The sequence below is a fragment of the Agrobacterium sp. SORGH_AS 787 genome (assembly GCF_030819035.1).
In the GTDB taxonomy this organism is placed as follows: domain Bacteria; phylum Pseudomonadota; class Alphaproteobacteria; order Rhizobiales; family Rhizobiaceae; genus Agrobacterium; species Agrobacterium larrymoorei_B.
Genome location: NZ_JAUTBG010000003.1, coordinates 130,066 through 152,656, shown reverse-complemented (window position 1 = coordinate 152,656; position 22,591 = coordinate 130,066). Strand labels below are relative to the sequence as shown.

Genomic DNA, 22,591 nt, shown 5'->3' with positions numbered 1-22,591 from the left:
CATTTCCGCATCGCTGATTTCGTATTGGTCGTCGCCTTCGCGGCGATAGCCCACCAGTTCTGAAGACTTGAAATGAGCCATGACGATATTGTGGCCTACTTCAACCAAGGTCGTCCAAGCAGGCGTTATACCGCTCTTCGTCGCGGCGACCACTCAATCGCATCCGATCCTCAGGGCAGTCGGCCGCGAGCGCCGTTTCGGTATGATACACATTGATGCCCACTGTGATACTGGTGGTGCCGATGACCTTACGAAGTTTCATCACCGGGCCCGTTCCGCTACGCGGTTCTCGACGGTGTTCTTGATCCCACACGCATGGTTCAGATCAGTATTCGTGGCGCTGCGGGGTTTCTTTAAGAGTTTTCGTACGAAAGCGGCAAGACTGTGTTCCATGCTGAGGATCTGAGCAAAATGGAAGCCGACGCAATCATCGAGAAGGAGCGCGAAGTGGTAGGTGATGGGGCGCCCTATCTGCCCTTCGATGTTGACAGCCTCGATCCCGCCTCTGCGCCCGGAACCGGAACGCCGGCGGTCGGCCGTCTTACAAGCCGGCAGGCATCAGACATTCTTCATGGACCAAGAGGACTGAGCTTCGTGGGCGACGATGTGGTCGAAGTGGCTCTCCAACACGACTCTACCACTATTACCGCTTATACCGGCGCTCAAATGCTATTTGAAATTCTTAGTTTGATCCGCATCAGCCCGGCTGTCGCCCCGCCCGCAGATAAACGGCCTGTCGCGACAGGGATTTAGCTTCACGATACTGACCATCGGCGGAAGCCAATGGTTTATGAGCCTACGCTGTTGTCTTGAAACGTTCGCGATACTGGCGTGGGGTCAGCGAAAATCGCCGGACAAACGCTTTGCGCATGAGTTCGTCTGAACCGAACCCAGCTTTGAATGCAACTGTTTTCATTGGAAGATCCGTCTCGAGCAACGTTGATACGGCTCGTTCGCATCTTGCAAGCTCGAGGCAATCTGCGGGGGTGACGCCCATTTCCTTCGCGAACTGACGCGAGAAACTTCTCACGCTCATCCCGGCTCTTGATGCCATATCCGGCACGGTCAAAGGTTGTTCGCAATTTGCGAGCATCCAAGTCTTTATCTCCGCCATCTGCGGCGAACTAGACATCTGACTTGTCAAAAAGGTGCTGAATTGGGACTGGCCACCAGGACGCTTCAGGTAGATTACCAGATCACGCGCAACATCCAGAGCGATGTTACGGCCAAAATCCTGTTCGACAAAGGCGAGCGCGAGATCAATCGCTGCCGTGACGCCAGCGGACGTCCAGATGCTGCCATCCTGAACAAAAATCGCGTTTGCATCGACGTTCACGTTTGGAAACCGTCGCTGAAGAAGATCAGCGACGCTCCAATGCGTTGTCGCACGGCGTTCCTTGAGCACGCCGGCTGCGGCGAGAAAAAAGCTTCCTGAGCAAAGTGCGGCGAAACGGTTCGCATCAAAAGCGCGCCTCCGGCACCAATCAATCAGTTCGGGTTCCCGAGTAAGCGCATTTTCGATATCGATCGCACCGGCAATCATCACCGTCGACAAGGGCATTGCCTCGGGGAGGCATTCCGACGCCTCCAATGATACGAATGTGTCTGAGGATATGACGCCAGCCCGTGGCGCGACGACCGAAACTTCGTATCTTCTGGGATCGCCGCAGAGGCTTAAGTGGCGATTTGCGTACGCGAATACATTGATAGGGCCCACAGCCTCCAAAGACTTGAACCCGGGATAGATCACAATGTGAACCTTGTGGTCACCTGTGGATCTCCTGGTGGTTTGATCTTCATATGCTGTAACTGTCATGATCGCATCTCACCCGCAAGTTTGGCCGAAATCGACCGGCAGGCATTCTTCGACACTCGATGCTTTCGATATAACATTACCCCTTCACTTTCAACATGTGGAGAAGACATGAAAACACGCGCAGCAATCGCATGGGAGCCGAACCGGCCCTTGGAAATAGAAGAAATCGATCTCGAGGGACCAAAGGATGGCGAGGTCCTAGTACGCATCGTCACAACGAGCTTATGCCACACCGATCTTTTTACCCTCTCCGGCAAGGATCCAGAGGGTCTGTTTCCTGCAATCCTTGGGCATGAGGGCGTCGGCATCGTCGAGGAAGTCGGCCGGGGTGTCACCTCTGTCTCAGCCGGTGACCACGTCATCCCGCTCTACATCCCTGAAGATCCAAATTGCCCATTCATCAAGTCAGGCAAGACAAACCTCTGCCAGACAATTCGCAAAACTCAAGGTCGCGGCGTCATGCCGGATGGCACATCACGTTTTTCTTATAAGGGAAAGATGATCCATCACTACATGGGCACTAGCACATTCAGCGAGTATACGGTGTTGCCAGAAATTGCGGTGGCGAAAATCTCGAAGGAAGCGCCACTGGCCAAGGCGAGTGTCATGGGGTGCGCCATTCCGACGGGGATGGGCGCGGTACGCAATACCGCCAAAGTTCAACCAGGTTCAACTGTGGCCGTATTTGGCCTAGGTGCTGTAGGCATGGCCGCCGTGCAAGGCGCAAAAATGGCCGGTGCAAGCCGGATTATCGGTATCGACACAAATCGCAACAAGTTTGCCTTGGCGAGCAGTCTCGGTGCAACTGATTGCGTTAATCCGAAGGAATTTGCCCAACCCGTTCATCAGGTCATCATCGATATGACAAACGGAGGTGTGGACTATTCCTTCGAGTGCATAGGCAACGTCAATGTCATGCGGTCGGCACTCGAATGCTGCCACAAAGGTTGGGGAGAATGCACAGTTATCGGTGTTGCAGGTGCAGGTGAGGAAATCTCCACCCGGCCGTTTCAACTCGTAACGGGACGAGTATGGCGAGGGTCGGCGTTCGGGGGCGTGCGCGGCAGGACCCAACTTCCGGGGATGGTCGACGAGTGGTTACGCGGCGACTTCGATGTCGACCCGTATATCACCCACAATATGGCGCATGAGCAAATCAACATCGCTTTCGACCTTCTGCACGCCGGAGAGTCCATCAGATCGGTCATTCACTTTCGACCGCAGGAGACAATGCTGGTCAATTCACTAGCAGGAAAGATAGTGCCAGCCTGAACGCCTTGTCGGCCCGGAGGCGATCGACGATCGTACCCGAAGGCGAAAAGCCTAAAGGGGGATCGAGTTCGGCATGGCGAAGTTTTGCCATGCCGGAATTGACCATGAGAGCTCTCGGATGCCGTGCTCCAATCTAAAATCCCCGTCGCTGGAGGCTGGCGAGTGATACCGCAAGAATAGCAATTAAAACCAGAGCAGTCGCTGGCATGAAGACTGCCCATGGCGCGCGTTCGAGATAGGGCATCCCCTCGGCCAGAACGAGACCCCATTCTGGCGATGGTGGGCGCGCGCCTAACCCAAGGAAGCCCAAGGCAGCGAGCGCCAGCGCGATGCCGGGCAGCCGCAGAGCCGCGTGCCCCAATACCGGGCCGAAGACCGACGGCATAATGTAACGAAAGACTAGTCGTAGAGGTCCAACGCCCAAAAGCGGTGCCATCTGGACATGGGGCTGAGCCTTCGCCTGTGTGACCAGTGCTGCGACGTGCGCAGCAAGAGGTGCCCAGCTTACAGCCAGAACCGCAATCATGGCGCCGCCAGCACTGGGTCCCATCAATGCTGCTACGATCAGCCCAGAAACAACCGGCGGCGTCGCCTTGGTAACTTCGATTGGGCCAGCCATCAGCCTGGGCGCTGTCCCAACAACAAGCCCAATGCACAGCGCAATTGCGGCGGTAATGAGCGCGGTGGAAATAGTAGAGAAGGCTCCGTGCGCGATGCGCGCGAGCACATCGCGTCCCATGCCATCAGCCCCGAGTGGCAAGGCAAAGCTCGGCGGCTGAAGTCGCAGATATGCCGATGTGAAGGGGTCCCGCGGCAAGCCGAAAGCGATTAAGGCAATGAGCATAATCATTATCGTCGCCGGAATGATAAAAGCGCTGCGAGATACTACCTTCTTGGTGGTTGCGACCGGCAACGCGCCACTACGCAGTGCCGGGCCGAGCAAGTATCCGCTTGTCACATTTGCAAGGCTGCCGAGCGCGACTGCTATCAAAAGCATAAGCAAGATGCCTGTTTGAAGTGCAGGGAGATCTTGCGCCGAAGCCGCCCCTATCGTCGCTCGACCAAGGCCCGGTATCGAAAATACTTGCTCAACGGCAACTGCACCGCCCGTCAGCCCAATCATCACCATGCCGACCTGGGGAAGGAGACCCGGTAGCGCGCGCCCAAGAACCGCCAGCAGAATACGTCGTCTTGAGAAGCCGGCAACGCTCCAGGTCGCGACCCAACGCTCATTAAAAGTCTCGGCCAGGGCATTCGAAAACAGCCTGCCCAGCAAGCCGCCAGCAGGAATTCCCATCGCAATCGCTGGCAGAACGGCGTCTTGCCATCCTGTCCAGCCATAAGGCGCAAACCACGGCAGCCACACGGCAAAGACGACGAGCAACAAGGTCGAGAGCAAAAACTCAGGCACGGCGGTGAAAACCGCCGCTAATGTCCCGGAGGACAGGCTGACCTCGCCACGCAAGCCTGAACGAATGACCGGCAGGCAAAGCAAGCACACAAGAGGCAGTGCAACCACGAGTGCCGCTCCTGTCAGCGTCAATGACACGCCTGCCGCGTTCAACATCCCAGGCAAAATGGGTGCGCCGGATATCCAGGATATTCCGGCGTCACCATTCATGAGGCCGCGGAACCATCCGAGGAGATAGCTGGTCGGCCCCTGATCAAGACCGAGCTGCGCGCGGATTGCGCCGAGAGCTTCCGGCGTAGCCTCCTGCTCGCCGGACCGCGCCCGTAGTATCGACATCGCCGGATCTCGACCCGTCAGCCAGGGCAGGAGCCCGACCAACACCAGCGCGGCAAAAAGCGTTAATACCCGCGAAATGGCTGGTATGAAAGGTTTCAGCGCTGCCGTCCAACCCCCGCTAAACCGGTGGGCTTTTAGTGCTGTTGGTCCCACGCTTCGGGTCATTCTGCCCCCAAGCTGGTTTTCGTGCTGACCAGTTGGCGCTCCCGCGGGTCGCGCACAGCATTAGCCACTCGGGCCACTTCTCCCTGAATAACCCTCTCATGCAGCATGGGAATAGCAGCATTTGTGGCGAGAATGGCCGCTTCAGCCTCGATAATTGCACGGTGGCGTTGCTCACCGGCCGATGCCTCCTGAGCACGACGAAGTGCGGCATCCACGCCCTGATCGCAGAGCTGGGAGAGATTGAAGCTACCCGCGCACGAAAAATCGCTGAACATATACGCGACGGGGTCGCCGGAATCGAGGACGGTTGCCCGCGAGAGAACAAAGGCGTCAAAACGGCCAGCCAGGGCATCAGCTTCAATATGGGCGTATTGTCGTACTTCCATCTTTACCGTGAAACCTGCATCGGTCAGTTGCTGCTGCAGGAGTACCGCTACTTCTGGAAGCTCGGCCCGATCGGTGAATGTGGCGAGTACGATCTCTGCCCCTGCTGCGTTGCCCCTCTGTGGGGCGTTCGCCTGCTTTCTCAACCCCGCCGCCCAAGGCAGAGCGGGCCCCAGCAGGCCACGCGCAATGTCGGCACGTCCCTCATAAACCATGCGCACGATCATATCCCGATTAATCGCTGCGGCAGCGATCCGTCTCTTGTCCGGATCGGCGAAGACCCCCGTTTTGGTGTTAAGATAAAGCGTGTTGGTACGCGGCATCGGCACTTCGTGAATAAGCTTCTGGTCGAGTAGTGCCGCCTGGGAGACGGGGATCGCCTCGACAATGTGAGCAGTGCCGGTGCGTAGCGCCGCAGCGCGCGCCGTGCCGTCCGGTACATAGTCGGCGTCAATTCCCGCGACCCTGGCTTTTTCACCCCAATAGCTGTCGAAACGATCGAGCTTGGCGCTGGTCGTACCGTTAATTTCTTTCAACACGAATGGGCCAGTTCCGGCTTCAATGGGATTGACGCGACCGTTTTCCCCATAAGCGCGCTTCGCCAGGATGGCCAGTTGCGGGCTTGAGAGGCGATTAGGTATTAGCGGATCAACGTCGCGCGAGCGGATCATAACCGCGTCATCGCCATCAGTCATTATTTCGAGCGAAACGCCGTCAAGAATGCGCGGCTTCGGGGAGGCTTTCGTGGCCGCCGTCAGCGAGGCGACGACGCGTTCCGGCGTGAGTTCAGTCCCATCGTGAAATTTCACACCTCTGCGAATGATAAAACGCCACGTATGACCATCAAGCTGCGACCATTCCGTTGCAAGAGAAGGCGTCGGCAGGCCGCCGGCGTCGAGATTGATCAAAGTTTCCGCCATGCTCCACCGGGATAGCTTGAACGCATCGTCCGAAAGGGGCGTCAATCCAGAGCGTGGCGGCTGAAGCATGGCCAGCCTTACGCGGATATTCTCACTGCCTCCTGCATCCTCCGCAAAACTTCGGCTCGCAAAACCGCTGTCACCGATCAGGACCGACCCTGCGAGCATTGCTAGAACAAGTGTGCGGTTTTTAATCATGAATTTAACTCCATCGAATTTCACGTGACGACAATTTTGGCTTAAGGGGCTTAGAGCAGTGCGACTAAGCTACGCGATATGTTGACGGTCGTGCGGCCGCTATCAACTCACGGGTGTGTGGGTGATTTGGGTTGCCAATGACCTCGGCAGTCGGACGATCTTCGATGATGCAGCCCTGGTGCATCACCATGATGCGCGTACAGATGTGTGCGAGATGCATGATGTCGTGCGAGACGACCAGCAACCCGGTCTGTCGCATTTCTGAAAGATCTAGGAGCACTGCGCTGACCTGGCGACGCACCGGCAGGTCCAAACCACTCACAGGTTCATCGGCAATAAGGAATGCCGGGCACGTGACGATCGCGCGGGCTATGGCGACGCGTTGCGCCTGGCCCCCCGATAGTTCGTTTCGCCGCCTTCTCAAGAACTCATTACTGAGCCCCACGCTTTCCAAGGCTTCCCGAACCCGCGCCTCAAGGTCACAGTCCACGCCAAGGCAGCGTAAAGGTTCCTCCACGAGCTGGCGGACAGTCATCCGTGGGTGAAGGGAAGCAGAAGGATCCTGCGGGATGTACTGTACCAACTGACGGTACCAGCTAAGCTTTTCTGCACTGGACGGTCTGACAGTTCTGCCTTTGCACATGATCGTTCCGCCGTCCGGCAAATCTATGGCGAGCAAAGATCGCAACAATGTTGTTTTGCCAGATCCTGATGCACCGATCAGGCCAACCCGCTCGCCAGGCCGAAGAACGAGATCGACGCCTTGCAAAATCGCGCGCCTTTTCGTCTTTTGCCAAAATCCGCCTGAGACGGGAACGCTCCGATTGAGCCCGCAGACTGAAAGGAAAGAGCCGTCAGAGTTCAGCATTTGGGGCGTTCCTCGGCCGGTAAGATATGAAAGGCGTCGAAGGCGCAATCGACCAGATCACAGGTGAATGGATGGTGAGGTCGGTTCAAAACTTCATCTATTGTACCCTCCTCGACTATCCGGCCGTCAGCCAGGACAATTGCTCTTTCACACACGCGGCTCGCCGCTGAAATATCATGGGTGATCAACAAAAGACCTGGGCCCTCAGATCCGCCAGTCACCCGATTCAAAACATCCAGAACCTGCGCCTGCGCCACCACATCCAACGCTGTGGTGGGCTCATCAGCAACGATGAGATCCGCGCGGCAAGCCAGAGCCAGCGCAATACATACCCTTTGTCGTTGACCTCCAGAAATTTCCGCTGCGCTGGAACGCAAGAAATCATCGGTGGGTGGTAGTCCAATCGACGCCAGAAGCTCTCGGGAAGCCTGACGTGCTGCAGCAACGGTCAAGCCGCAATGTATCCGCAACGGCTGCTCAAGCTGAGAGCCGATGGAGATGAGTGGATTGAGCGCCGAATGTGTATCCTGAAACACCATTGCAAGCCGTGTGTCCGATGTACGTTGGGGAACGCGGACGTTCAGGACTTCGCGCCCCTTTATACGCACGCTGCCGCTACATGTTGCAAGTGGCGGGGCAAGCCCGAGGATCGCCGCCGCCGTCATCGACTTGCCAGAGCCGGAGGCTCCCAAAAGGCACACCCGCTCGCCAAATGCGATCGAGAATTCAACGTCGCTGACGATCTGGCGTCCATTAATGCCAATTTTTAGCGCGCTCACATGGAGCACTGTTTCCCTTTTCACATCATCGTCTCTACCGTTCAAACCAGCGAAACGTAAAATAGGTAATGATATAACATGTCAACATCAATTTCATGTTTTCAAAGTTGCGGATCTGACGTACTCCCCGTAAGGGCGTCTCACTCTTTGCCACGACGACAGCTGGCTTGCGCTTATAATAAACGACCATCACGCTCTAGACGTAGGCCGTTCGCTTGCGCTTCCTCACCGATATTGCGCTGGAAAAACAATGTCCTGATCGATGAGAACATTAAATTTGTAGCCGGGCCGGATTTCCAGCGTCGGCTGCACGTCCATATTTTTCTGGATCGTGCGGTCGGCTACGCGCCCGAAAGTCTCAGCAAAGTTTCGTCTCGCCGCATCGGATGCCGTATCCTGCGTGGCAAGCGTTGAGCTCTCGGGCACGGCCATGTCTATGCCCGTTCCGATCAAAGCGATCATGACCGCCGAGCCAAAAGTTTTGAGGTAATGGTTGTTCACTCTGTCACTGAAGCCGCCGTAACCTTCCGCATCCGTGCCTGCCATGCCGCCGATCTGCAATGTCGAACCGTTCGGGAAGATGATATCAGACCAGACAACGAGGACCCGGCTCTGCCCGAACGAAACCTTGCTGTCATAGCGACCTAACAGTTTGGTGCCCTGCGGGATCAGCAGGCGATGGCCCGTTGCGCTGTCATAGACATTCTGGCTGACCTGGGCGGTAATACGTCCCGGAAGGTCAGAGTTGATGCCTGTTATCAATATCGCCGGAATGACCGAGCCTCGTTTCAATTCGTATAGGGACTGCTGTGGTACGACGCGGTTTGGCAAATAGCCAAGATCCTTGAGATCGGCATTGAAGAAGTCTTCCTTGGAATTCTGACCGTTCGGGTCGAGGTTCTGCCCGCCCATCCCGGCGCGCAGGGCCGCGGCGTAAAGATCGGACGCGTTGGAGCCCGTAGCGGCTGTCGTCATCACTTGAGCCGTGGCGCTTCCATCTTTTCCTGTCCGCGCGTCCAGCTTGCCACGATCGATGGCAAGCGGCGCGTCGTAGGCGGAGCCCCTCGCCTGCAAGCGGGCCATACGCTGGCGCTGCCGTTCGCGCAGAACCTGTTCCTCTTGTTCACGGGCGAGACGGGCTCGCCAAACCTCCTCAGGCTCTAGCTCCGAGCCGTGGTTTTGCTGTTCCTGCTCGGGCTGAGGGTAAAATGGATTAGCCGCCTTCCCTTCAGCCTGTTTCATCTCGACCGGCGTCGGTTGGAACGTCGGCTGCTGCAGTGGCTCGCCAATGATTCCGTCGCTGACACCTCGCTTGATCTGTTCGGCATACGTCGAAGCTTTAGGGTCCAAACCCAATCAAATTGTTGATGAGATTGGCTATCTATGATTCACTGCCTGTAGAAGCAGGAGTGTTTGACCATGGCGGGCGAATTTTGGCTTGATGACGAACAGTGGGCAGTGATTTCGCCGCTGCTTCCGACCAACCAACCCGGCGCTCATCGTACTGATGATCGCCGGGTTATCAGCGGCATCATCCACGTCTTGCGATCCGGTTGCCGCTGGCAGGATTGTCCATCCTGCTACGGGCCTTCGACAACGATCTATAATCGCTTCCATCGCTGGTCTGCAAAAGGGATATGGCGGCGACTGTTTGAGTCTCTGGTGCAAACGACCGATCGCGACATCCATATGATCGATAGCACAACCGCAAAGGCACACCGTTCTGCCGCTGGTGGAAAAGGGGGGCGGATGCCGAAGCAATTGGTCGATCGAGAGGCGGCAGATCGACAAAAGTCCATGCTGTTGTCGATGGTTGTGGCCGTCCAGTCGCGTTGCGAATAACGCCTGGGCAACGTGGTGATGCACCCATTGCCATCCCGCTCCTTGATCCCCTGCCTCCGACACGTCTGTGCGCCGCAGATACGGCTTACGACAGCGACGCCTTACGCAGCTTCCTGACAGCACGCGGCACGCAACCAGTCATCCCAAACAATCCAACCCGAAAGAGGATCAGACCGTTCGACCCGGTCGCCTACCGAAGACGGAATATAATCGAGCGGACATTCTGCCGTCTCAAGGACTGGAGACGTGTCGCGACGCGATACGACAAGCTCATGATAAACTTCGAGGCAACGTGCTACATTGCAGCGATCGTCACATGGTGGATCAATTGAGTCTGGAGCCTAGTGCCCGAAATGACGTCGGGGCCGCTATTCCTGGCGAAGTGAAGCCCTCGCGAGGCAAGCCCAATGAAAATGATGGCGAAAAATGCGACCGCCAGCACGATCACGACGATGACTGGCACGCGATTTAGCCGCTTGATGCTGGACGTAGCCTGACCGTTCTTAGCACCACCAAGCTTGAGAGACTGCACCATCATGTTTTCCCTCACCCGCGCCGCATGAGCGACAGCGCACTGATGGGAGTCGCGCCTGATGTCGTCACTGTGTAGACCCGACATAGTTCGACCGCGCTGGTCGAGACCCGTGCGAGGATCTGGCCGTCATAAGGCATGATCACATAGGCGAGCGAAATGATGGGCGCGCCACTATCCGTCTTCTGATCGGTGACAACGGCATAACCCCATCCCTTCAATGCCGCTTCAAGCGCCTGCCCGAACGGAGAACCATCCTGGTTAAGAGCAACGGTCGCTTTTCCTTGTCCGATCTGTTCCGCAAGTCGGCTGACCATATCGCCCGCGATCGCGCCCGCAGCTGGCCCGGAGACTTCCGCAGGGGCGGCGCTGATGGCTAGAGTCTCATTCTCTATCGACCGGCATCCGGGAAGAAGGAGGGCGAGAGTGACGGCGGTGACCAAGCAACGGATGAGGTTGAGACGATTTCCCACGTGACGGACGGCGTTTAACATTACCGCCCTCCCCTGCTGATCGTCACCCTTTGCTGTTTCCAGCCGACGCCCGAGACAAGGACAGCACGATCGATATTGTAGTCAACCACCATCATGTTGCTCTTCATGCGGTAGTTGACGATGCGGTTCTGGCCGCCGGAGACAACGAAAAGAACTGGTGCGTCCTGGCCGGAGATCGCCCTCGGAAACTGAATGTAGGTTTTTTGCCCATCCGAGTAGACCCGCGTCGGCCGCCAGCCTGCGTTGCCCGAGACGGAAAATGCAAAGCTTAATTGCTCGGCAGGAACCCCAGCACCGGGGACCGTGCTGGCTTCCAGCCGCGCGTTGACGTCGCCAAGTTTTGCCGAGACGTCCTCCGGGTATTCGAAGCCCACGCGTGCCATATACTGCGTAGCATGCGATTTCAGCTGGATGTGGTAGGTCCGCCGCGACGTCGTTACGACCATCGACGTGACCAGACCCGGCTCCGAAGGCTTAACGATCAGATGGATCGCCTGCCCACCGGCCGCACCCGAGGTCGCTGGCTCGACCTTCCAGCGCACCGTGTCGCCAACGAGGACGTCACGAACGACTTCGCCGCCTTGAAGCTCGATGTCGCAGACCTGCAGAGGCGAGCAGACGACGGACGGCTGTACCTCGCCATAAAGGAAGATCACCTTGCCGTCCGCGCCTTTCGTAACCAAGCCACGGTTTCCGCGCCATTGTGCCGAAATCCCCACGCCTTTCGCCTCGTTGGCTGTGACACCATCGGCGGCACGCGCGTGGGAGGTGAGGAAAACCATCAGGATCGCTGCGCTAGCAGTCAGGGCGGCCCCTATTCTGAGATGTCGTATGTTCATGTTGGGAGCCATGCCTTTCAGAGCTGTGCGGTCCAGTCGAAGTCGCGGAGATAGAGACCAATGGGATTGAGTCGGATGACGCCTTCGTCCTGCGGCGGCGTCAGTGTCACGGTGGCGATGCCGCGGAAGCGGCGCGTCGCCGTCTCCTTGCCGCGGCGATCCCGCTCGAACTCTGTCCAGTCGATTTGATAGCTTTGGTTTGACAGAGCGATGATATTGTTGACCTCAATCGCCACCGTTGCGGTCTTCGCCTTCTCGAAGGGCGAATTCGAGCGAAACCACGCATTGACCTTTTCGGTCGCGGGATCGGAGGTGCGCAGCAGCCCGTAGGTGCGATCGATATATTGCTTCTGCACGACCGCATCCGGTGTGACTGATCGGAAGTTCGACACGAAGCTGCCGAGTGTGGCGCGAACGACCCGGGGATCGGCATATTCAATCTGCTGGGGGAAGCCGGCATTGACCGAGGTGCCGAGCTTGTCGACTTCGATGATGTACGGGATGAGCTTGACCTGGGTGCTCTGGTAGAGCGCGTAGCCGAAGCCAATGACGGCCATGGTCATGCCGGCAATGCCAACTACGCACCAGGCGGCCGCCGCTTTGACGTACGAGCCATAACGCTCGTTCCACTCGTTGCGAGCGGCGATGTAGGGATTATCTGGGGCATTCTGTCCGGCCATTCTGTCAGGGTCCCGTCACTTGCTATCATTGATCGGCGGAGGCGGAGGCGGTGTACCCTTCCCGCCGGATGGTCGATCGAGCTTGGCGTTGGCAAGGCCGAGCATCGATCCCGCGTAGGCGCCAGGCGAGCCGATCGCTTTCTCTTTTGCTGCAGAGCCGACTGCGCCGGCCGCTCCGCCAATCCCGGCCCAAATGCCGCGAAGCGCCGTACTTGTCGGAGACGAACCCCCTGCCCTTGCGGCGCTGGCAGCCCCGAGTCCTCTGTTGGCCGCACCGATCGCGAGGAAGCCCGCACCGAGTGCAGTGGATGCCGCTTGTCCGCCATGACGAATTACTTCCATGCCGCCGCCGACGGACGCGCCCTGGACCACGCCCTGCAGAATAGGGGGCACATTCATGGCGATGACGAAGACGACGACCGAGATGCCGGCAATCGAGAGCGTCGTAATGAACGGTTCGGAGGTCGCGGTTGGTGCCTCCGCCAGACCGAGAAGGATGTCCGAGCCGATCTCGGCGACCATGACCAATGCCATCAGCTTCATGCCGACGGAGAATGCATAGACCAGATACTTGATTGCGAAATCCTTGGTATGGGACGACCCACCTAAGCCAAGCATGATCATGCCGGCGAGCAGGCCGACATACATCTCGACAATGACCGCGACGAAGATCGCGGCCACCAGAGAGAAGGAAACGACGACCACGACCATGGCGAAGACCGCTGCGACCGCCAGCGCATTGTCCTCCCAAAGCCCGAATTTCGCTTGTTCAGACATTTTCGTCGCCACACGAACGCCGGCGTCGAAGATGTTGGCGGGAGATACCGAGCCGCTTCCTGCGCCGATCTTGTAGAGACTGTCGATGACGGCCTTGGCGAACTCCGGCCCCCTGTCGAGGATGAAGGCGAACAGGCCGATGAACATGATGCGCTTGACGAGTTCAGCGAACCAGCTATCGAGCGAGGCGGCGTTGATTGCCAGCCAGACTGCAGCGATACCGATTTCGATACCAGCCAAAATCCAGAACAGCGATCGCGCCGCGTTCATCACCGTCGTCTCCCAGCCTTTGGCGGCGGCAACGACGGAATTCTCAAGCGTGGTCAGCACTTCTCCCTGTTGTGCCAGAGCCGGCATGGTCGCGACCATGGTGAGCGTGATCGCGATGAACATCTGTTCGAGCGTGCGGGATGAAGGAACGGCTACCATCGAGGCTTCATCTCCTGACCGCCCCTAATATCTCGCAGCGTCCCGCTGAAAAATTGTTCACGCCTCGCCTGCGCCAGATCCTTTTGCGCCTGCTCGGATCGATACCAGGTGCCCATCATCGTCATCTGCTGGGATACGAGACCCCGCAGCTTCTGAATTTGCGCAACCTGCTGGGCTGCGAGCTGGTGTCCGACTTGCAGCGCTTTCATCTGACCGTCGGCCGACTCCGACATCGAACGCAGCGACGACATCGTTCTCTCCTCGCTGGAGAATTGGCCAGCCGTCAAATTGGCGGCCTTCAGCGTACCGGCGATCGTGTCGCGATTGGTGTCGGACCAGTTCTGGTAGGTCGTCGAGAAGCCCGCCCCGTCAGGCAGGATGCTCTTCATGTCAGCAAAGCTCTGGAAGCGTGCTTTCAGGACATCATCGACATTGCCCATGGAGAAGGCCACGCCCTGGCCTTGGTTGACGATATTCTGGAGGTTCTTCAGATCGCCTTCGACCTGCCCCCAGACATGGTTCGGAAGCTGCGCAGTATTTTGCAGCATGTTCTTGTAGATGTTGAGCTGGTTCTGGATCTGCTCCGCCAGCTGGGATATCTGGGTGATCTGGTTGTTCACCTGCTCAGCGGACTTGCCGACCAGGCTGATCAGTTCGGTATTGTTGGCAAGCTGCGTCCATTCGGTCGCCTGCCCTGTAACCCCACCGGCTTGTGCATGCAGGGAGAAAGCGGACGAGAGCACGAGGACCGCGCCAAGCGCAGTGTGCAACGTCCTATCGGGTTGGCAAGAGCGTGTCGGCATGGGCGATCCCCCTTTGATGGAGCCAGTGGAGAGGCCAGTCGGCCCCGTGTTCACGGTGGAGCGCGCGGATGCGCTTGAGGTCTTCCTTTCCGGACGCTCCGACAAAAGAGAGTGCCAACGGCCCGAGCGCCATGTCGAACAGGCGCCGGCCCTCGGGCGACACGACGTAATAGTCCCGCTTTGGGATCGCGGTCGCGACGATCTCGATCTGCCGCTCGGTGAATCCGATGCGCTCGTAGAACTCACGCGTGCCCGGCTCTCTGGCCGCACCATTCGGCAGGCAGATTTTGGTCGGGCAGGACTCCTTCAGCACGTCGATGATGCCGGATCGCTCCGCGTCCGAGATCGACTGGGTAGCGAGGACCACGGCGCAATTGGCTTTTCGGAGGACCTTGAGCCATTCCCGGATCTTGTCGCGGAATACCGGGTGGCTGAGCATCAGCCAGGCCTCATCAAGGATGATCAGGCTGGGAACACCGGTCAGGCGCTTTTCTATACGGCGGAAGAGATAGGTGAGGACAGGCACGAGATTGCGCTCGCCCATGTTCATCAGTTCCTCGATTTCGAAACACTGGAACGCGCCAAGCGCCAGACCGTCCTCCTCGGCGTCGAGAAGCTGCCCCATTGGGCCGTCGACGGTGTAGTGATGCAGAGCGTCCTTGATCTCCCGCATCTGGACGCCCGAGACGAAGTCGGATAGCGAGCGGCCGCGCGACTCCGCCATCAGCCTGAGCTGTCGAGCTATAGCATTGCGATACTCCGCTGTGATCGTCACACCCTGCAGCGCCACCAGCATCTCGATCCACTCGGAGGCGAAGGCCCGGTCACCGTCGGACGAAAGCTCGGCCAGCGGGCAGAAGGAAAGTGCGCTTCCCTCCCCTTTCACCGGCGTATCACCGCCGATCTGGTAATGATCGCCGTCGGCCCCCAATGTCAGTGGCAGCATCGAGCCTCCCTTGTCGAAGGCGAAGACCTGTGCACCCGCGTATCGTCGGAACTGCGACGCGATCAGTGAGAGCAGCGTCGATTTGCCCGATCCGGTAGGGCCGAAGATCAGCGTGTGGCCGACATCGTCGACATGCAGGTTCAGCCGGAACGGTGTCGACCCGCTGGCGACCTGCATCAACGGAGGCGATCCGACCGGATAGAATGGGCATGGCGCCACGGGACTTCCTGACCACACACTGTTGAGCGGAATGAGGTCGGCGAGGTTGCGGGTGTTAATCAGTGGCTCGCGGATATTGGCATAGGAAACACCCGGCAGGCTGCCGAGAAACGCATCGGTGGCGTTGATCGTCTCGATCCGAGCACCAAAACCTTCGGCCTGGATCAGGCGGCGGACTGCCTCGCACTTCTCCTGCAGGCTTTGCTGGTCCCCATCAAAGAGAACAATGACAGGTGTGTAGTAGCCATAGGCCACGAGCTGTGACGAGGCTTCGGCGATCGCATCCTCGGTTTCCGCTACCATGAACAGCGCGTCCTGATCGAGCGAGCGGGATTGCGTCTGGAAGAGCTGATCGAAGAAAGGTCTGACTTTCTGCTGCCATTTCTTGCGTGTGCGCTCCAGCCTCGCCCTTGCCTCCTCCGCATCGAGGAACACGAAGCGGGACGACCAGCGATAGGTGAGTGGCATCAGGTCGAGGCTATTGAGAATTCCAGGCCAGCTTTCCGCCGGCAGGCCATCTATCGCCACCACGCCGAGAAACCGGTTTTCGACCAGTGGTGTGAGTCCGTGCTGTAGCTCAGTAGTCACCAGCCAGTCGAGATACATCGGAATTTCTGGCAGACGCACCGGGTGATTTTCGCCGGTGATGCAGAAGCGGATGAACTGGAAGAGCTCGTCATAACGAGCGACACGATGATCACCACGCTCTAGCGTCTCTCGTGTCATCATCCGCCGAATCGACACGACGTTGCCCAGATATTGCTCGACTTCACGTATTGAGCTGAGGAAGGTTTCGAGCGCCTTGTCGGCATAAGTGGCGGATCGGCTGCCAGCATCGGAATAGACATAGCGCATCAGTCCGGACCGCCTCGGCTCCGGTGGCCGCCAGGTCAGGATCAGAGCATGGCGGCTTTCGTAGTGCCCTATCTCCTTCTGGAAGTGCGCCCGCCGTTCCGCATCAATGGCTCGGGTCACTGGATCGGGGAAATGGCTGGCTTCCTCATTCGGATAATCGCCCGTTGGTACCCGGACAGCCTCGACCTGGATCATCCAACCTGAACCGAGTTGCGACAGGATGGCATTGATCTGTCGCGACACCTCGTTGCGCTCGGCGTCGGTCGAACTTTCGCTGTCGGGACCCGCAAAATACCATCCGGCCATCAGCGAGGCGTCCTTTAGAAGAATGACGCCGTTGTCGACCAGCCCGGCATAGGGAACGAGATCGGCAAAGGACGGTCCGGAATGGCGGAAGGATTTGAGGGCAACCATGTCGTACCCCCTCAATACCTGCGCCACGGCGACGACGTCGCGCGGTAGAAGGTCTTGTAGGAGATGTGCCTGATATAGACCCTTCGCATCAGCGGGTCGGCCTTGGCCATCATACGAAGGGCTGCGACCACGACCAGCCAGACCGCTACGCCGAACAGGGCCGCATACCAGGTGAGCACAACGAAGATCAGGATGACGGCGGCAAGCGCCGTCACCAGGACAAGTTCGCGATCGGCGCCCATCAACAGGTTAGGACGCGACAGTGCCCGATGCACCCGCGATCGGATGAGGTTGGAACCGACGTCAGCCATGAGCCCCCTCCCCCACTGATGACGGCGTTGTTGAGGGTATAGAAACAGCGGGAGCAAAACCTGCGTCAGCGTTGTGCTCGCCGATCGAGGCGCCGGTCGCACCGAACAGGGCAACGATCTGAGTGGCGCCGAGCAAAACGCCGCCGACCAGCGCGACGTAGCAAAGGCGGCGAGCAAAATCGTTGAGCTCGCCGCCGAAGATCAGCATGGCTCCGGCGATCGCGACTGCGGCAAGCGCGATGAACCCAGCGACGGGGCCGGTGATGGACTGCTGGATCTGCTGCAGCGGCGATTCCCATGGAAGACCGCCACCCCCTGACGCCGCCAATGCCGGCTGCGAGAGGCTGAAGGAGATGGCAGCAAACGTAATCGCTGCGAGAATGGGATAGGTATTACGCGACATGGCTGTCCTCGTCGATTTGGGCATAGTGCTCGGTCTGATAGCGGCTGTTGCGGTATCCCTTGATGTGGATGACCTCGCGGACCCGCCTCCCCTTCCCCGTTCGCTCGATAGAGGCGACGAGATCGACCGCCTCACCGATCACCTCCTGCATGGGCTGCTGGCTCGCTTCAGCGGTCAGCTGTTCGAGCCGGCGCAGCGCCGACATTGCGGTGTTGGAGTGGATGGTGGTGACGCCTCCCGGGTGGCCGGTGTTCCAGGCTTTCAGCAGCGTGAGCGCCGCTCCGTCGCGGACCTCGCCGACGATGATACGGTCGGGCCGCAGTCGCATGGTGCTCTTTAGCAATCGCGCCATATCGATCGTATCGCTGCTATGGAGGCAGACCGCGTTATCGGCCGCGCACTGGATCTCGGCGGTATCCTCGAGAATAACCAGCCGATCGTCGGGCGCGGCTGAAACGATCTCAGCGATGATTGCGTTGGCAAGCGTCGTCTTGCCCGAGCCAGTGCCGCCGGAAATGACAATATTCATGCGCTCAGTGATAGCGCTACGGATGGCTGATACCTGCGCCTCGGTCATCACCTTCGAAGACACGTAATCACCGAGTGGTACGAGACGAGAGGCGCGGCGTCGGATCGTGAAGGCTGGTCCAGATACGATGGGCGGAAGCAGACCCTCGAAGCGATGGCCACCGATCGGCAACTCGCCTGAGATAATTGGGCGCTTGTCATCGGCCTGCGACTGCAGTGCGTGTGCGACACTGCCGATAACGACTTCTGCCGCCGCAGGCGTCATCACGCCGGCTTCAGCGACACCGTGGCCTAGGCGCTCAATGAAGAGCCGGCCGTTTGGATTAAGCATGATCTCGACGACAGAGATATCGTCGAGCGCTTCGCATAATTGATCGCCAAGCGCGTCCTGGAGCTTACGGACGAGTCTTTCGTGGGAGCGAAGCTGGGTCATGCCGCGCTTATCTCCGAGTGTACCTCACCAGAAGCAGACCGATATTTCGACAGACGTATCCGCAAGACTGTCTTGCGAAGTCGATGCATCAGCGACAATTTATCACTGTGATGCGCGCATTGATCATGGGAAAGGATCGGCGTCGGCATGTATTTCTCCGCTTAATTTCACCTGGCGAAGAAAGAGCATCTTGAAAGCGTCCTGGCCATCTGCAGATCTGCAGTGATCAGTGTCAGCAGCCGTTTTGTACTTTTCATCCTGTTGCATCAGACGCACTTAGCAACAAGGTAGGGCGGATTGGAAAGCGCTAGCTCTTGCGGGGAAACAGGTGAATGCCAGCAAGCGTGCAGCGAACGGAGCCGCCCGCCATCTCAATTGATGGTATATTGAGGGGAAGGATCCTTACATACGCTTCGATCGCTTTTCGCTGGGCCTGGTCCAGCGATGCCGAGGCAGTCGAGGACATGGCCAAGATGGGGCCGTTGCGCCCATCGAGTTCCAGGGCGTTTCCTGCAAAGCTTTCGATTTGATCATCACGCAGTTCAATGACCTCCCGGCCTGAGGCTTGCAGGCGAACAAGTATTTCTCTCCGTCGCGTGATGTTGCGTATCATCTCTGTGCCGACCAAGGCGAAACGGGTTCCGATGCACATCACCACATTGGTGTGATAAACGGCCACTCCTTTGGCATCGCACGCATCAAAGACCATGGGTTCAAAGCCGAACTGCGTCGCAAAGCGTTCAAGCGCAACGGGATTCGTGCGATCCGAGCGGACTGCGTAGGCAACCCTCTCGATGTGATCGAGGACCATTGCACCCGTTCCTTCTAGAAACAATCCATCATGTTCCAGGCCGGAGTAGTCCACAATCTGCTGCACGCGGTATTCGGATTTCAGCATTTCGATTATATCAAAACGCCGCTCCTGTCGGCGGTTGCTTGCCCGCATGGGATAAATGGCGATTTGCCCGCCAGCATGTGTCGAGAACCAGTTGTTGGGAAAGACCGAGTCCGGCGTGGTGGTCCCCTCATCTTCAAACATATGGACGATCACACCGTGGTGGCGGAGCGTTTTGGCAGCATTGGTGATCTCGGCGAATGCCTTTTCCGCGATGCCCGAAAGATCGTTGCCCGCAGCTTGAAAGCTGTTGTCGTCCGCCGTCTGGCTGTTCACGGTAAAATTATGAGGCCGGATCATCACCACAGCCGCTGGTGTCTGCGCAGATCTCATGAGTTCAATCCGTTTTCGGGAAGTTGCTGGGGGCGCGTTGGAGAGCGAAATCCCCCTGCCCTGCCAGCTTGCAAATGGTTAGCGCTGTCTCGTACGATTTTACAAACGCAGAGACAGGAAGGAACTCGAAGCGCGAGTGGAAGTTATGCGCACCCGTGAAAAAGTTCGGTGTCGGGATGCCCCGAGCGGACAGTGCTGCTCCGTCCGTCCCGCCCCGCATTGGGACGATTTTCTGCTTTATACCGAGGACATCGAGTGCTTTGAACAAAAGGTCGGCTGCACGCGGATCGGCAGCAAGATGAGCTCCGATATTATCATATGTGTTGGAAACGAAACTTTTAACCGATCCGGTCGGATATTGTGCGGCAACACGTGTCGCCACGTCGCCAATTCGCTTTTTGCGCTTTTCAAAGCTGCCCCGGTCAAAATCACGGATCATGACTTTCAGCCGCGCTTCGCTGTCGCTGGCGCTGAGGTCCTTGAACCAGAAATACCCTTCCCTGCCAGCAGTGTGTTCAGGCGTATCTTGCCGATCGAAATGGGAAATGAAATCAATCGCCATCAAAAGGGGATTGATGAGGACACCCTTGGCCGACATTGGATGAGCGCTGACGCCCGTGAAAATGATCTCGCCAGATGCCGCGTTAAAGTTTTCCACCACGACCTCACCCTGTTCGCAGCAATCGATCGTGTAGGCGAAATCACAGGGGAACCGGGCGAGATCGAGTGCTTTCGCTCCACGCAAGCCAATTTCCTCGTCAGGCACAAAGGCAACCACGATATCGCCGACAGGCGCATCGTCCTCAAACCGAGCGAGCAGGGTCATGATCACCGTGATCGCTGCCTTGTTGTCGGCGCCAAGCACACTTGTCCCGTCACTAAAGACAATGTCCTCATCCTTCCAGGGTTCTATTTCTGGATGTTCAGCCACCCGCAGCCAGATGTTCTGTTCATCGTTAAGGCATAGATCGTCACCTTCGAAACGCTGGATCTGCGGTGTGATACGCGGAGATAGGCCAACATCGACCGTATCGAGGTGCGCAATGAAGCCAATGCGAGGCGCGCTCGGATTTGAGCCTCGTCTTACCGCGGTGACGATTGCATTATCGTCGACCAGCACATCTTCGAGACCTAGTTCCTGAAGTTCCTGTGCCAGGAGCAAGGCGAGTTTCAGTTGGCCGGGCGTCGAGGGCAGTTCCGCGACTGCTGCATTGCTTTGGCTCTCGATGCCGACATACCGCAAAAACCGTTCGAGAAGTTCGTCCCTTATTGCGGTTTCGGCACTTGGCTTCGTCTCCATAATCAGTCCTCCGCTCACAATCTCTAAAAGTTGAAGTTCTCACTCCGTCCCTCGGACACCAAGGCCTCGAGCAAGGACGCGTCGTCACTTGTTCGAATTGATCCAGGCTCAAAGCCGAAGGATGCCGACGTCATTTTTGATTTCAATCATCGTTCCCAGTTCGGCTGACTGTTCCTGGAACCGGGTAAGGATGCGCGCTGCTCTTTCGTTGGTCGCAAGATGGGGCGCGAGACGTTCCTCTAGCCGCGAATGGCTCAAACCTTCCTCGCCGCCGATGACAACCGGATGGAAATCGATCCCTGTGAGACGCCTGTCATTGTCGAAGTTGCAAATGCCGATCACACTCTCCCAAACCTCCGGTGCATGCCAGGTCGACTTTGAGGGGACGTGGAATATGAAGTTTCCGAGACTGTAGAAGATCGGTCGGCCATTATAAATCTCCAGGGGTTGAAGGACGGGCGCGCCGTGGCTCAGAAACATGGCGGCACCCGCGTCGATACAGCTGCGGGCGACGAAGCCAACCCAGTCGGGGACCGTATACCAGTCGGACGCCCAGTGATGGTGGTGCAGATAAGCCACGACCAGATAACCCTCATTGGCGGCCGATGCGATTTCCCGAAGGTTTCGCTCCATGTCAGACTGGTCGATGCGAACATTGCGACCGAAACGTCCCGCCCGTTTGAAAATTGTCCTGCCGAGCGCCAGTTCGTCAATGGGGTCAACAAAGGGCGGGTCATTCGGCTGGCTGTCATTTGACAGGTCAATGGCCGTATATCCGACCTTGTCCCGGAATACAGTCAAGTCTTCGAAGGCGCGATCGTCGACTTCAATGAGCTGCGAGAGTTTGAGCCGGTTGATGCCGGGACGCGCCGGTCGCCGGTCATCGCCGTCGGCAGCATACATGAGATCGGGCCCAGGTCCGCCATCCATCGCGACCATCGCCACATGCTTTTTGCCAACTACTCGTCTCCCCGCCTGGGCCGCCTGCCGGTGATCCCGGCCTATCCCTGCATGCAACATCCCGCGCCGCTCCACTTCGTCCAGGGTTGCCAGTATTCCTGGCGGCCCGAGGTCGAATGCATGGTTGTTTGAGAGCGCGAGTGCGCCAAAACCGGTATCCGCAAGAGCATCAAGCACCGTTGGCTGGCTGCATCCGAAAAAAGAACCTTTCAGCGGCCAGCCGCCTTGATCTCCCAGGATCGTGCTCTCGAAATTCGTAAAGGAAAGATCTGCTTTTCGAAGGATATTCTGAACCGCCTTGAATCCCGCCGCGTCGATATTTCGGATGTCGTGTTTGATGAGAGACTGGCCGGTGACGGCCACAGAAAATTGTCCTGTCATGTGTGTTTGCCTGTGCTGACCGCCCTCGGGCGTCCTGTTGACCGTCAAGCGCGAAAACAGCGCCTGTT

At 58.0% G+C, this 22,591-nt stretch carries 21 protein-coding genes and 1 pseudogene; 3 read left to right on the top strand and 19 right to left on the bottom strand.

What is annotated here, in order from left to right:
- Nucleotides 1-54 precede the first annotated feature (54 nt).
- Nucleotides 55-753, top strand: a pseudogene (locus QE435_RS24220) (arginase family protein); the annotation flags it as partial.
- A gap of 43 nt (nucleotides 754-796) precedes the next feature.
- On the opposite strand, the gene QE435_RS24215 reads toward QE435_RS24220, so the two are convergent.
- Complete coding sequence (locus tag QE435_RS24215) at nucleotides 797-1,816, bottom strand: GlxA family transcriptional regulator (RefSeq protein ID WP_349043069.1); 1,020 nt, start codon at nucleotides 1,814-1,816, stop codon at nucleotides 797-799.
- Between the two features lie 108 nt (nucleotides 1,817-1,924).
- Between QE435_RS24215 and QE435_RS24210 the strand changes: the two genes are divergently transcribed.
- Entirely contained in the window at nucleotides 1,925-3,088 is a 1,164-nt protein-coding gene (locus QE435_RS24210; RefSeq protein ID WP_349043068.1) for an S-(hydroxymethyl)glutathione dehydrogenase/class III alcohol dehydrogenase, read from the top strand.
- A gap of 133 nt (nucleotides 3,089-3,221) precedes the next feature.
- Here QE435_RS24210 and QE435_RS24205 read toward each other — a convergent pair whose 3' ends face one another.
- From QE435_RS24205 to trbI, 5 genes are all read right to left on the bottom strand, one after another.
- Nucleotides 3,222-5,000 carry an ABC transporter permease subunit gene (locus QE435_RS24205; protein ID WP_349043067.1) on the bottom strand — a complete coding sequence of 593 codons (1,779 nt, stop codon included), beginning with the start codon at nucleotides 4,998-5,000 and terminating at the stop codon, nucleotides 3,222-3,224.
- On the bottom strand, nucleotides 4,997-6,502 hold the full coding sequence (locus QE435_RS24200; protein WP_349043066.1) for an ABC transporter substrate-binding protein: 1,506 nt from the start codon (nucleotides 6,500-6,502) through the stop codon (nucleotides 4,997-4,999). Before QE435_RS24200 ends, QE435_RS24205 begins: the two co-directional genes overlap by 4 nt.
- Nucleotides 6,503-6,566: 64 nt before the next feature.
- Nucleotides 6,567-7,370, bottom strand: coding sequence for an ATP-binding cassette domain-containing protein (locus QE435_RS24195; protein ID WP_349043065.1), 804 nt, complete (start codon nucleotides 7,368-7,370; stop codon nucleotides 6,567-6,569).
- Nucleotides 7,364-8,173 carry an ABC transporter ATP-binding protein gene (locus QE435_RS24190; protein ID WP_349043064.1) on the bottom strand — a complete coding sequence of 270 codons (810 nt, stop codon included), beginning with the start codon at nucleotides 8,171-8,173 and terminating at the stop codon, nucleotides 7,364-7,366. The genes QE435_RS24195 and QE435_RS24190 overlap by 7 nt, the downstream gene beginning before the upstream one ends.
- Before the next feature lie 201 nt (nucleotides 8,174-8,374).
- Nucleotides 8,375-9,499, bottom strand: a complete 1,125-nt coding sequence (gene trbI / locus QE435_RS24185; protein WP_349043063.1) for an IncP-type conjugal transfer protein TrbI — start codon at nucleotides 9,497-9,499, stop codon at nucleotides 8,375-8,377.
- A gap of 69 nt (nucleotides 9,500-9,568) precedes the next feature.
- Between trbI and QE435_RS24180 the strand changes: the two genes are divergently transcribed.
- A protein-coding gene (locus tag QE435_RS24180) for an IS5 family transposase (protein ID WP_349041349.1) occupies nucleotides 9,569-10,323 on the top strand; the annotation gives its coding sequence in 2 pieces (ribosomal slippage) (nucleotides 9,569-9,899 and nucleotides 9,899-10,323; 756 coding nt in all).
- On the opposite strand, the gene QE435_RS24175 is transcribed toward QE435_RS24180, so the two are convergent.
- The 13 genes from QE435_RS24175 to QE435_RS24115 form a co-directional block, all read right to left on the bottom strand.
- Nucleotides 10,287-10,526, bottom strand: a complete 240-nt coding sequence (locus QE435_RS24175; RefSeq protein ID WP_349043062.1) for a hypothetical protein — start codon at nucleotides 10,524-10,526, stop codon at nucleotides 10,287-10,289. The genes QE435_RS24180 and QE435_RS24175 overlap by 37 nt on opposite strands.
- Before the next feature lie 11 nt (nucleotides 10,527-10,537).
- Entirely contained in the window at nucleotides 10,538-11,017 is a 480-nt protein-coding gene (trbH, locus tag QE435_RS24170) for a conjugal transfer protein TrbH (protein WP_349043061.1), read from the bottom strand.
- Nucleotides 11,017-11,856, bottom strand: coding sequence for a P-type conjugative transfer protein TrbG (gene trbG / locus QE435_RS24165; protein ID WP_349043060.1), 840 nt, complete (start codon nucleotides 11,854-11,856; stop codon nucleotides 11,017-11,019). Before trbG ends, trbH begins: the two co-directional genes overlap by 1 nt.
- A gap of 17 nt (nucleotides 11,857-11,873) precedes the next feature.
- Nucleotides 11,874-12,536, bottom strand: a complete 663-nt coding sequence (locus QE435_RS24160; protein ID WP_349043059.1) for a conjugal transfer protein TrbF — start codon at nucleotides 12,534-12,536, stop codon at nucleotides 11,874-11,876.
- Between the two features lie 15 nt (nucleotides 12,537-12,551).
- Nucleotides 12,552-13,742, bottom strand: coding sequence for a P-type conjugative transfer protein TrbL (trbL, locus tag QE435_RS24155; RefSeq protein ID WP_349043058.1), 1,191 nt, complete (start codon nucleotides 13,740-13,742; stop codon nucleotides 12,552-12,554).
- Nucleotides 13,736-14,545, bottom strand: a complete 810-nt coding sequence (trbJ, locus tag QE435_RS24150) for a P-type conjugative transfer protein TrbJ (protein ID WP_349043057.1) — start codon at nucleotides 14,543-14,545, stop codon at nucleotides 13,736-13,738. The genes trbL and trbJ overlap by 7 nt, the downstream gene beginning before the upstream one ends.
- The gene (locus QE435_RS24145) at nucleotides 14,517-16,979 is read right to left on the bottom strand and encodes a conjugal transfer protein TrbE (RefSeq protein WP_349043056.1); all 2,463 of its coding nucleotides are present in this window, start codon (nucleotides 16,977-16,979) and stop codon (nucleotides 14,517-14,519) included. Before QE435_RS24145 ends, trbJ begins: the two co-directional genes overlap by 29 nt.
- Nucleotides 16,980-16,990: 11 nt before the next feature.
- Nucleotides 16,991-17,290, bottom strand: coding sequence for a conjugal transfer protein TrbD (locus QE435_RS24140; protein WP_349043055.1), 300 nt, complete (start codon nucleotides 17,288-17,290; stop codon nucleotides 16,991-16,993).
- Nucleotides 17,283-17,693, bottom strand: a complete 411-nt coding sequence (gene trbC / locus QE435_RS24135; RefSeq protein WP_349043054.1) for a conjugal transfer pilin TrbC — start codon at nucleotides 17,691-17,693, stop codon at nucleotides 17,283-17,285. The genes QE435_RS24140 and trbC overlap by 8 nt, the downstream gene beginning before the upstream one ends.
- Nucleotides 17,683-18,654 carry a P-type conjugative transfer ATPase TrbB gene (gene trbB, locus QE435_RS24130; RefSeq protein WP_349043053.1) on the bottom strand — a complete coding sequence of 324 codons (972 nt, stop codon included), beginning with the start codon at nucleotides 18,652-18,654 and terminating at the stop codon, nucleotides 17,683-17,685. The genes trbC and trbB overlap by 11 nt, the downstream gene beginning before the upstream one ends.
- A gap of 307 nt (nucleotides 18,655-18,961) precedes the next feature.
- On the bottom strand, nucleotides 18,962-19,849 hold the full coding sequence (locus QE435_RS24125; RefSeq protein WP_349043052.1) for an arginine deiminase-related protein: 888 nt from the start codon (nucleotides 19,847-19,849) through the stop codon (nucleotides 18,962-18,964).
- 37 nt (nucleotides 19,850-19,886) lie between these two features.
- Entirely contained in the window at nucleotides 19,887-21,182 is a 1,296-nt protein-coding gene (gene pepT / locus QE435_RS24120; RefSeq protein WP_349043051.1) for a peptidase T, read from the bottom strand.
- 108 nt (nucleotides 21,183-21,290) lie between these two features.
- Nucleotides 21,291-22,523, bottom strand: a complete 1,233-nt coding sequence (locus QE435_RS24115) for a CapA family protein (RefSeq protein ID WP_349043050.1) — start codon at nucleotides 22,521-22,523, stop codon at nucleotides 21,291-21,293.
- Nucleotides 22,524-22,591: the final 68 nt, after the last annotated feature.

Excerpts from the sequence above, each read along its gene's own strand:
- trbB (WP_349043053.1), bottom strand. The coding sequence starts at position 18,654 with ATGACCCAGCTTCGCTCCCACGAAAGACTCGTCCGTAAGCTCCAGGAC.
- trbJ (WP_349043057.1), bottom strand. The coding sequence starts at position 14,545 with ATGCCGACACGCTCTTGCCAACCCGATAGGACGTTGCACACTGCGCTT.
- QE435_RS24205 (WP_349043067.1), bottom strand. The coding sequence starts at position 5,000 with ATGACCCGAAGCGTGGGACCAACAGCACTAAAAGCCCACCGGTTTAGC.
- QE435_RS24175 (WP_349043062.1), bottom strand. The coding sequence starts at position 10,526 with ATGGTGCAGTCTCTCAAGCTTGGTGGTGCTAAGAACGGTCAGGCTACG.
- pepT (WP_349043051.1), bottom strand. The coding sequence starts at position 21,182 with ATGGAGACGAAGCCAAGTGCCGAAACCGCAATAAGGGACGAACTTCTC.
- QE435_RS24195 (WP_349043065.1), bottom strand. The coding sequence starts at position 7,370 with ATGCTGAACTCTGACGGCTCTTTCCTTTCAGTCTGCGGGCTCAATCGG.
- trbH (WP_349043061.1), bottom strand. The coding sequence starts at position 11,017 with ATGTTAAACGCCGTCCGTCACGTGGGAAATCGTCTCAACCTCATCCGT.
- trbG (WP_349043060.1), bottom strand. The coding sequence starts at position 11,856 with ATGAACATACGACATCTCAGAATAGGGGCCGCCCTGACTGCTAGCGCA.
- QE435_RS24215 (WP_349043069.1), bottom strand. The coding sequence starts at position 1,816 with ATGACAGTTACAGCATATGAAGATCAAACCACCAGGAGATCCACAGGT.
- QE435_RS24145 (WP_349043056.1), bottom strand. The coding sequence starts at position 16,979 with ATGGTTGCCCTCAAATCCTTCCGCCATTCCGGACCGTCCTTTGCCGAT.
- trbC (WP_349043054.1), bottom strand. The coding sequence starts at position 17,693 with ATGTCGCGTAATACCTATCCCATTCTCGCAGCGATTACGTTTGCTGCC.
- QE435_RS24210 (WP_349043068.1), top strand. The coding sequence starts at position 1,925 with ATGAAAACACGCGCAGCAATCGCATGGGAGCCGAACCGGCCCTTGGAA.
- QE435_RS24160 (WP_349043059.1), bottom strand. The coding sequence starts at position 12,536 with ATGGCCGGACAGAATGCCCCAGATAATCCCTACATCGCCGCTCGCAAC.
- QE435_RS24140 (WP_349043055.1), bottom strand. The coding sequence starts at position 17,290 with ATGGCTGACGTCGGTTCCAACCTCATCCGATCGCGGGTGCATCGGGCA.
- QE435_RS24125 (WP_349043052.1), bottom strand. The coding sequence starts at position 19,849 with ATGATCCGGCCTCATAATTTTACCGTGAACAGCCAGACGGCGGACGAC.
- QE435_RS24115 (WP_349043050.1), bottom strand. The coding sequence starts at position 22,523 with ATGACAGGACAATTTTCTGTGGCCGTCACCGGCCAGTCTCTCATCAAA.
- QE435_RS24200 (WP_349043066.1), bottom strand. The coding sequence starts at position 6,502 with ATGATTAAAAACCGCACACTTGTTCTAGCAATGCTCGCAGGGTCGGTC.
- trbL (WP_349043058.1), bottom strand. The coding sequence starts at position 13,742 with ATGGTAGCCGTTCCTTCATCCCGCACGCTCGAACAGATGTTCATCGCG.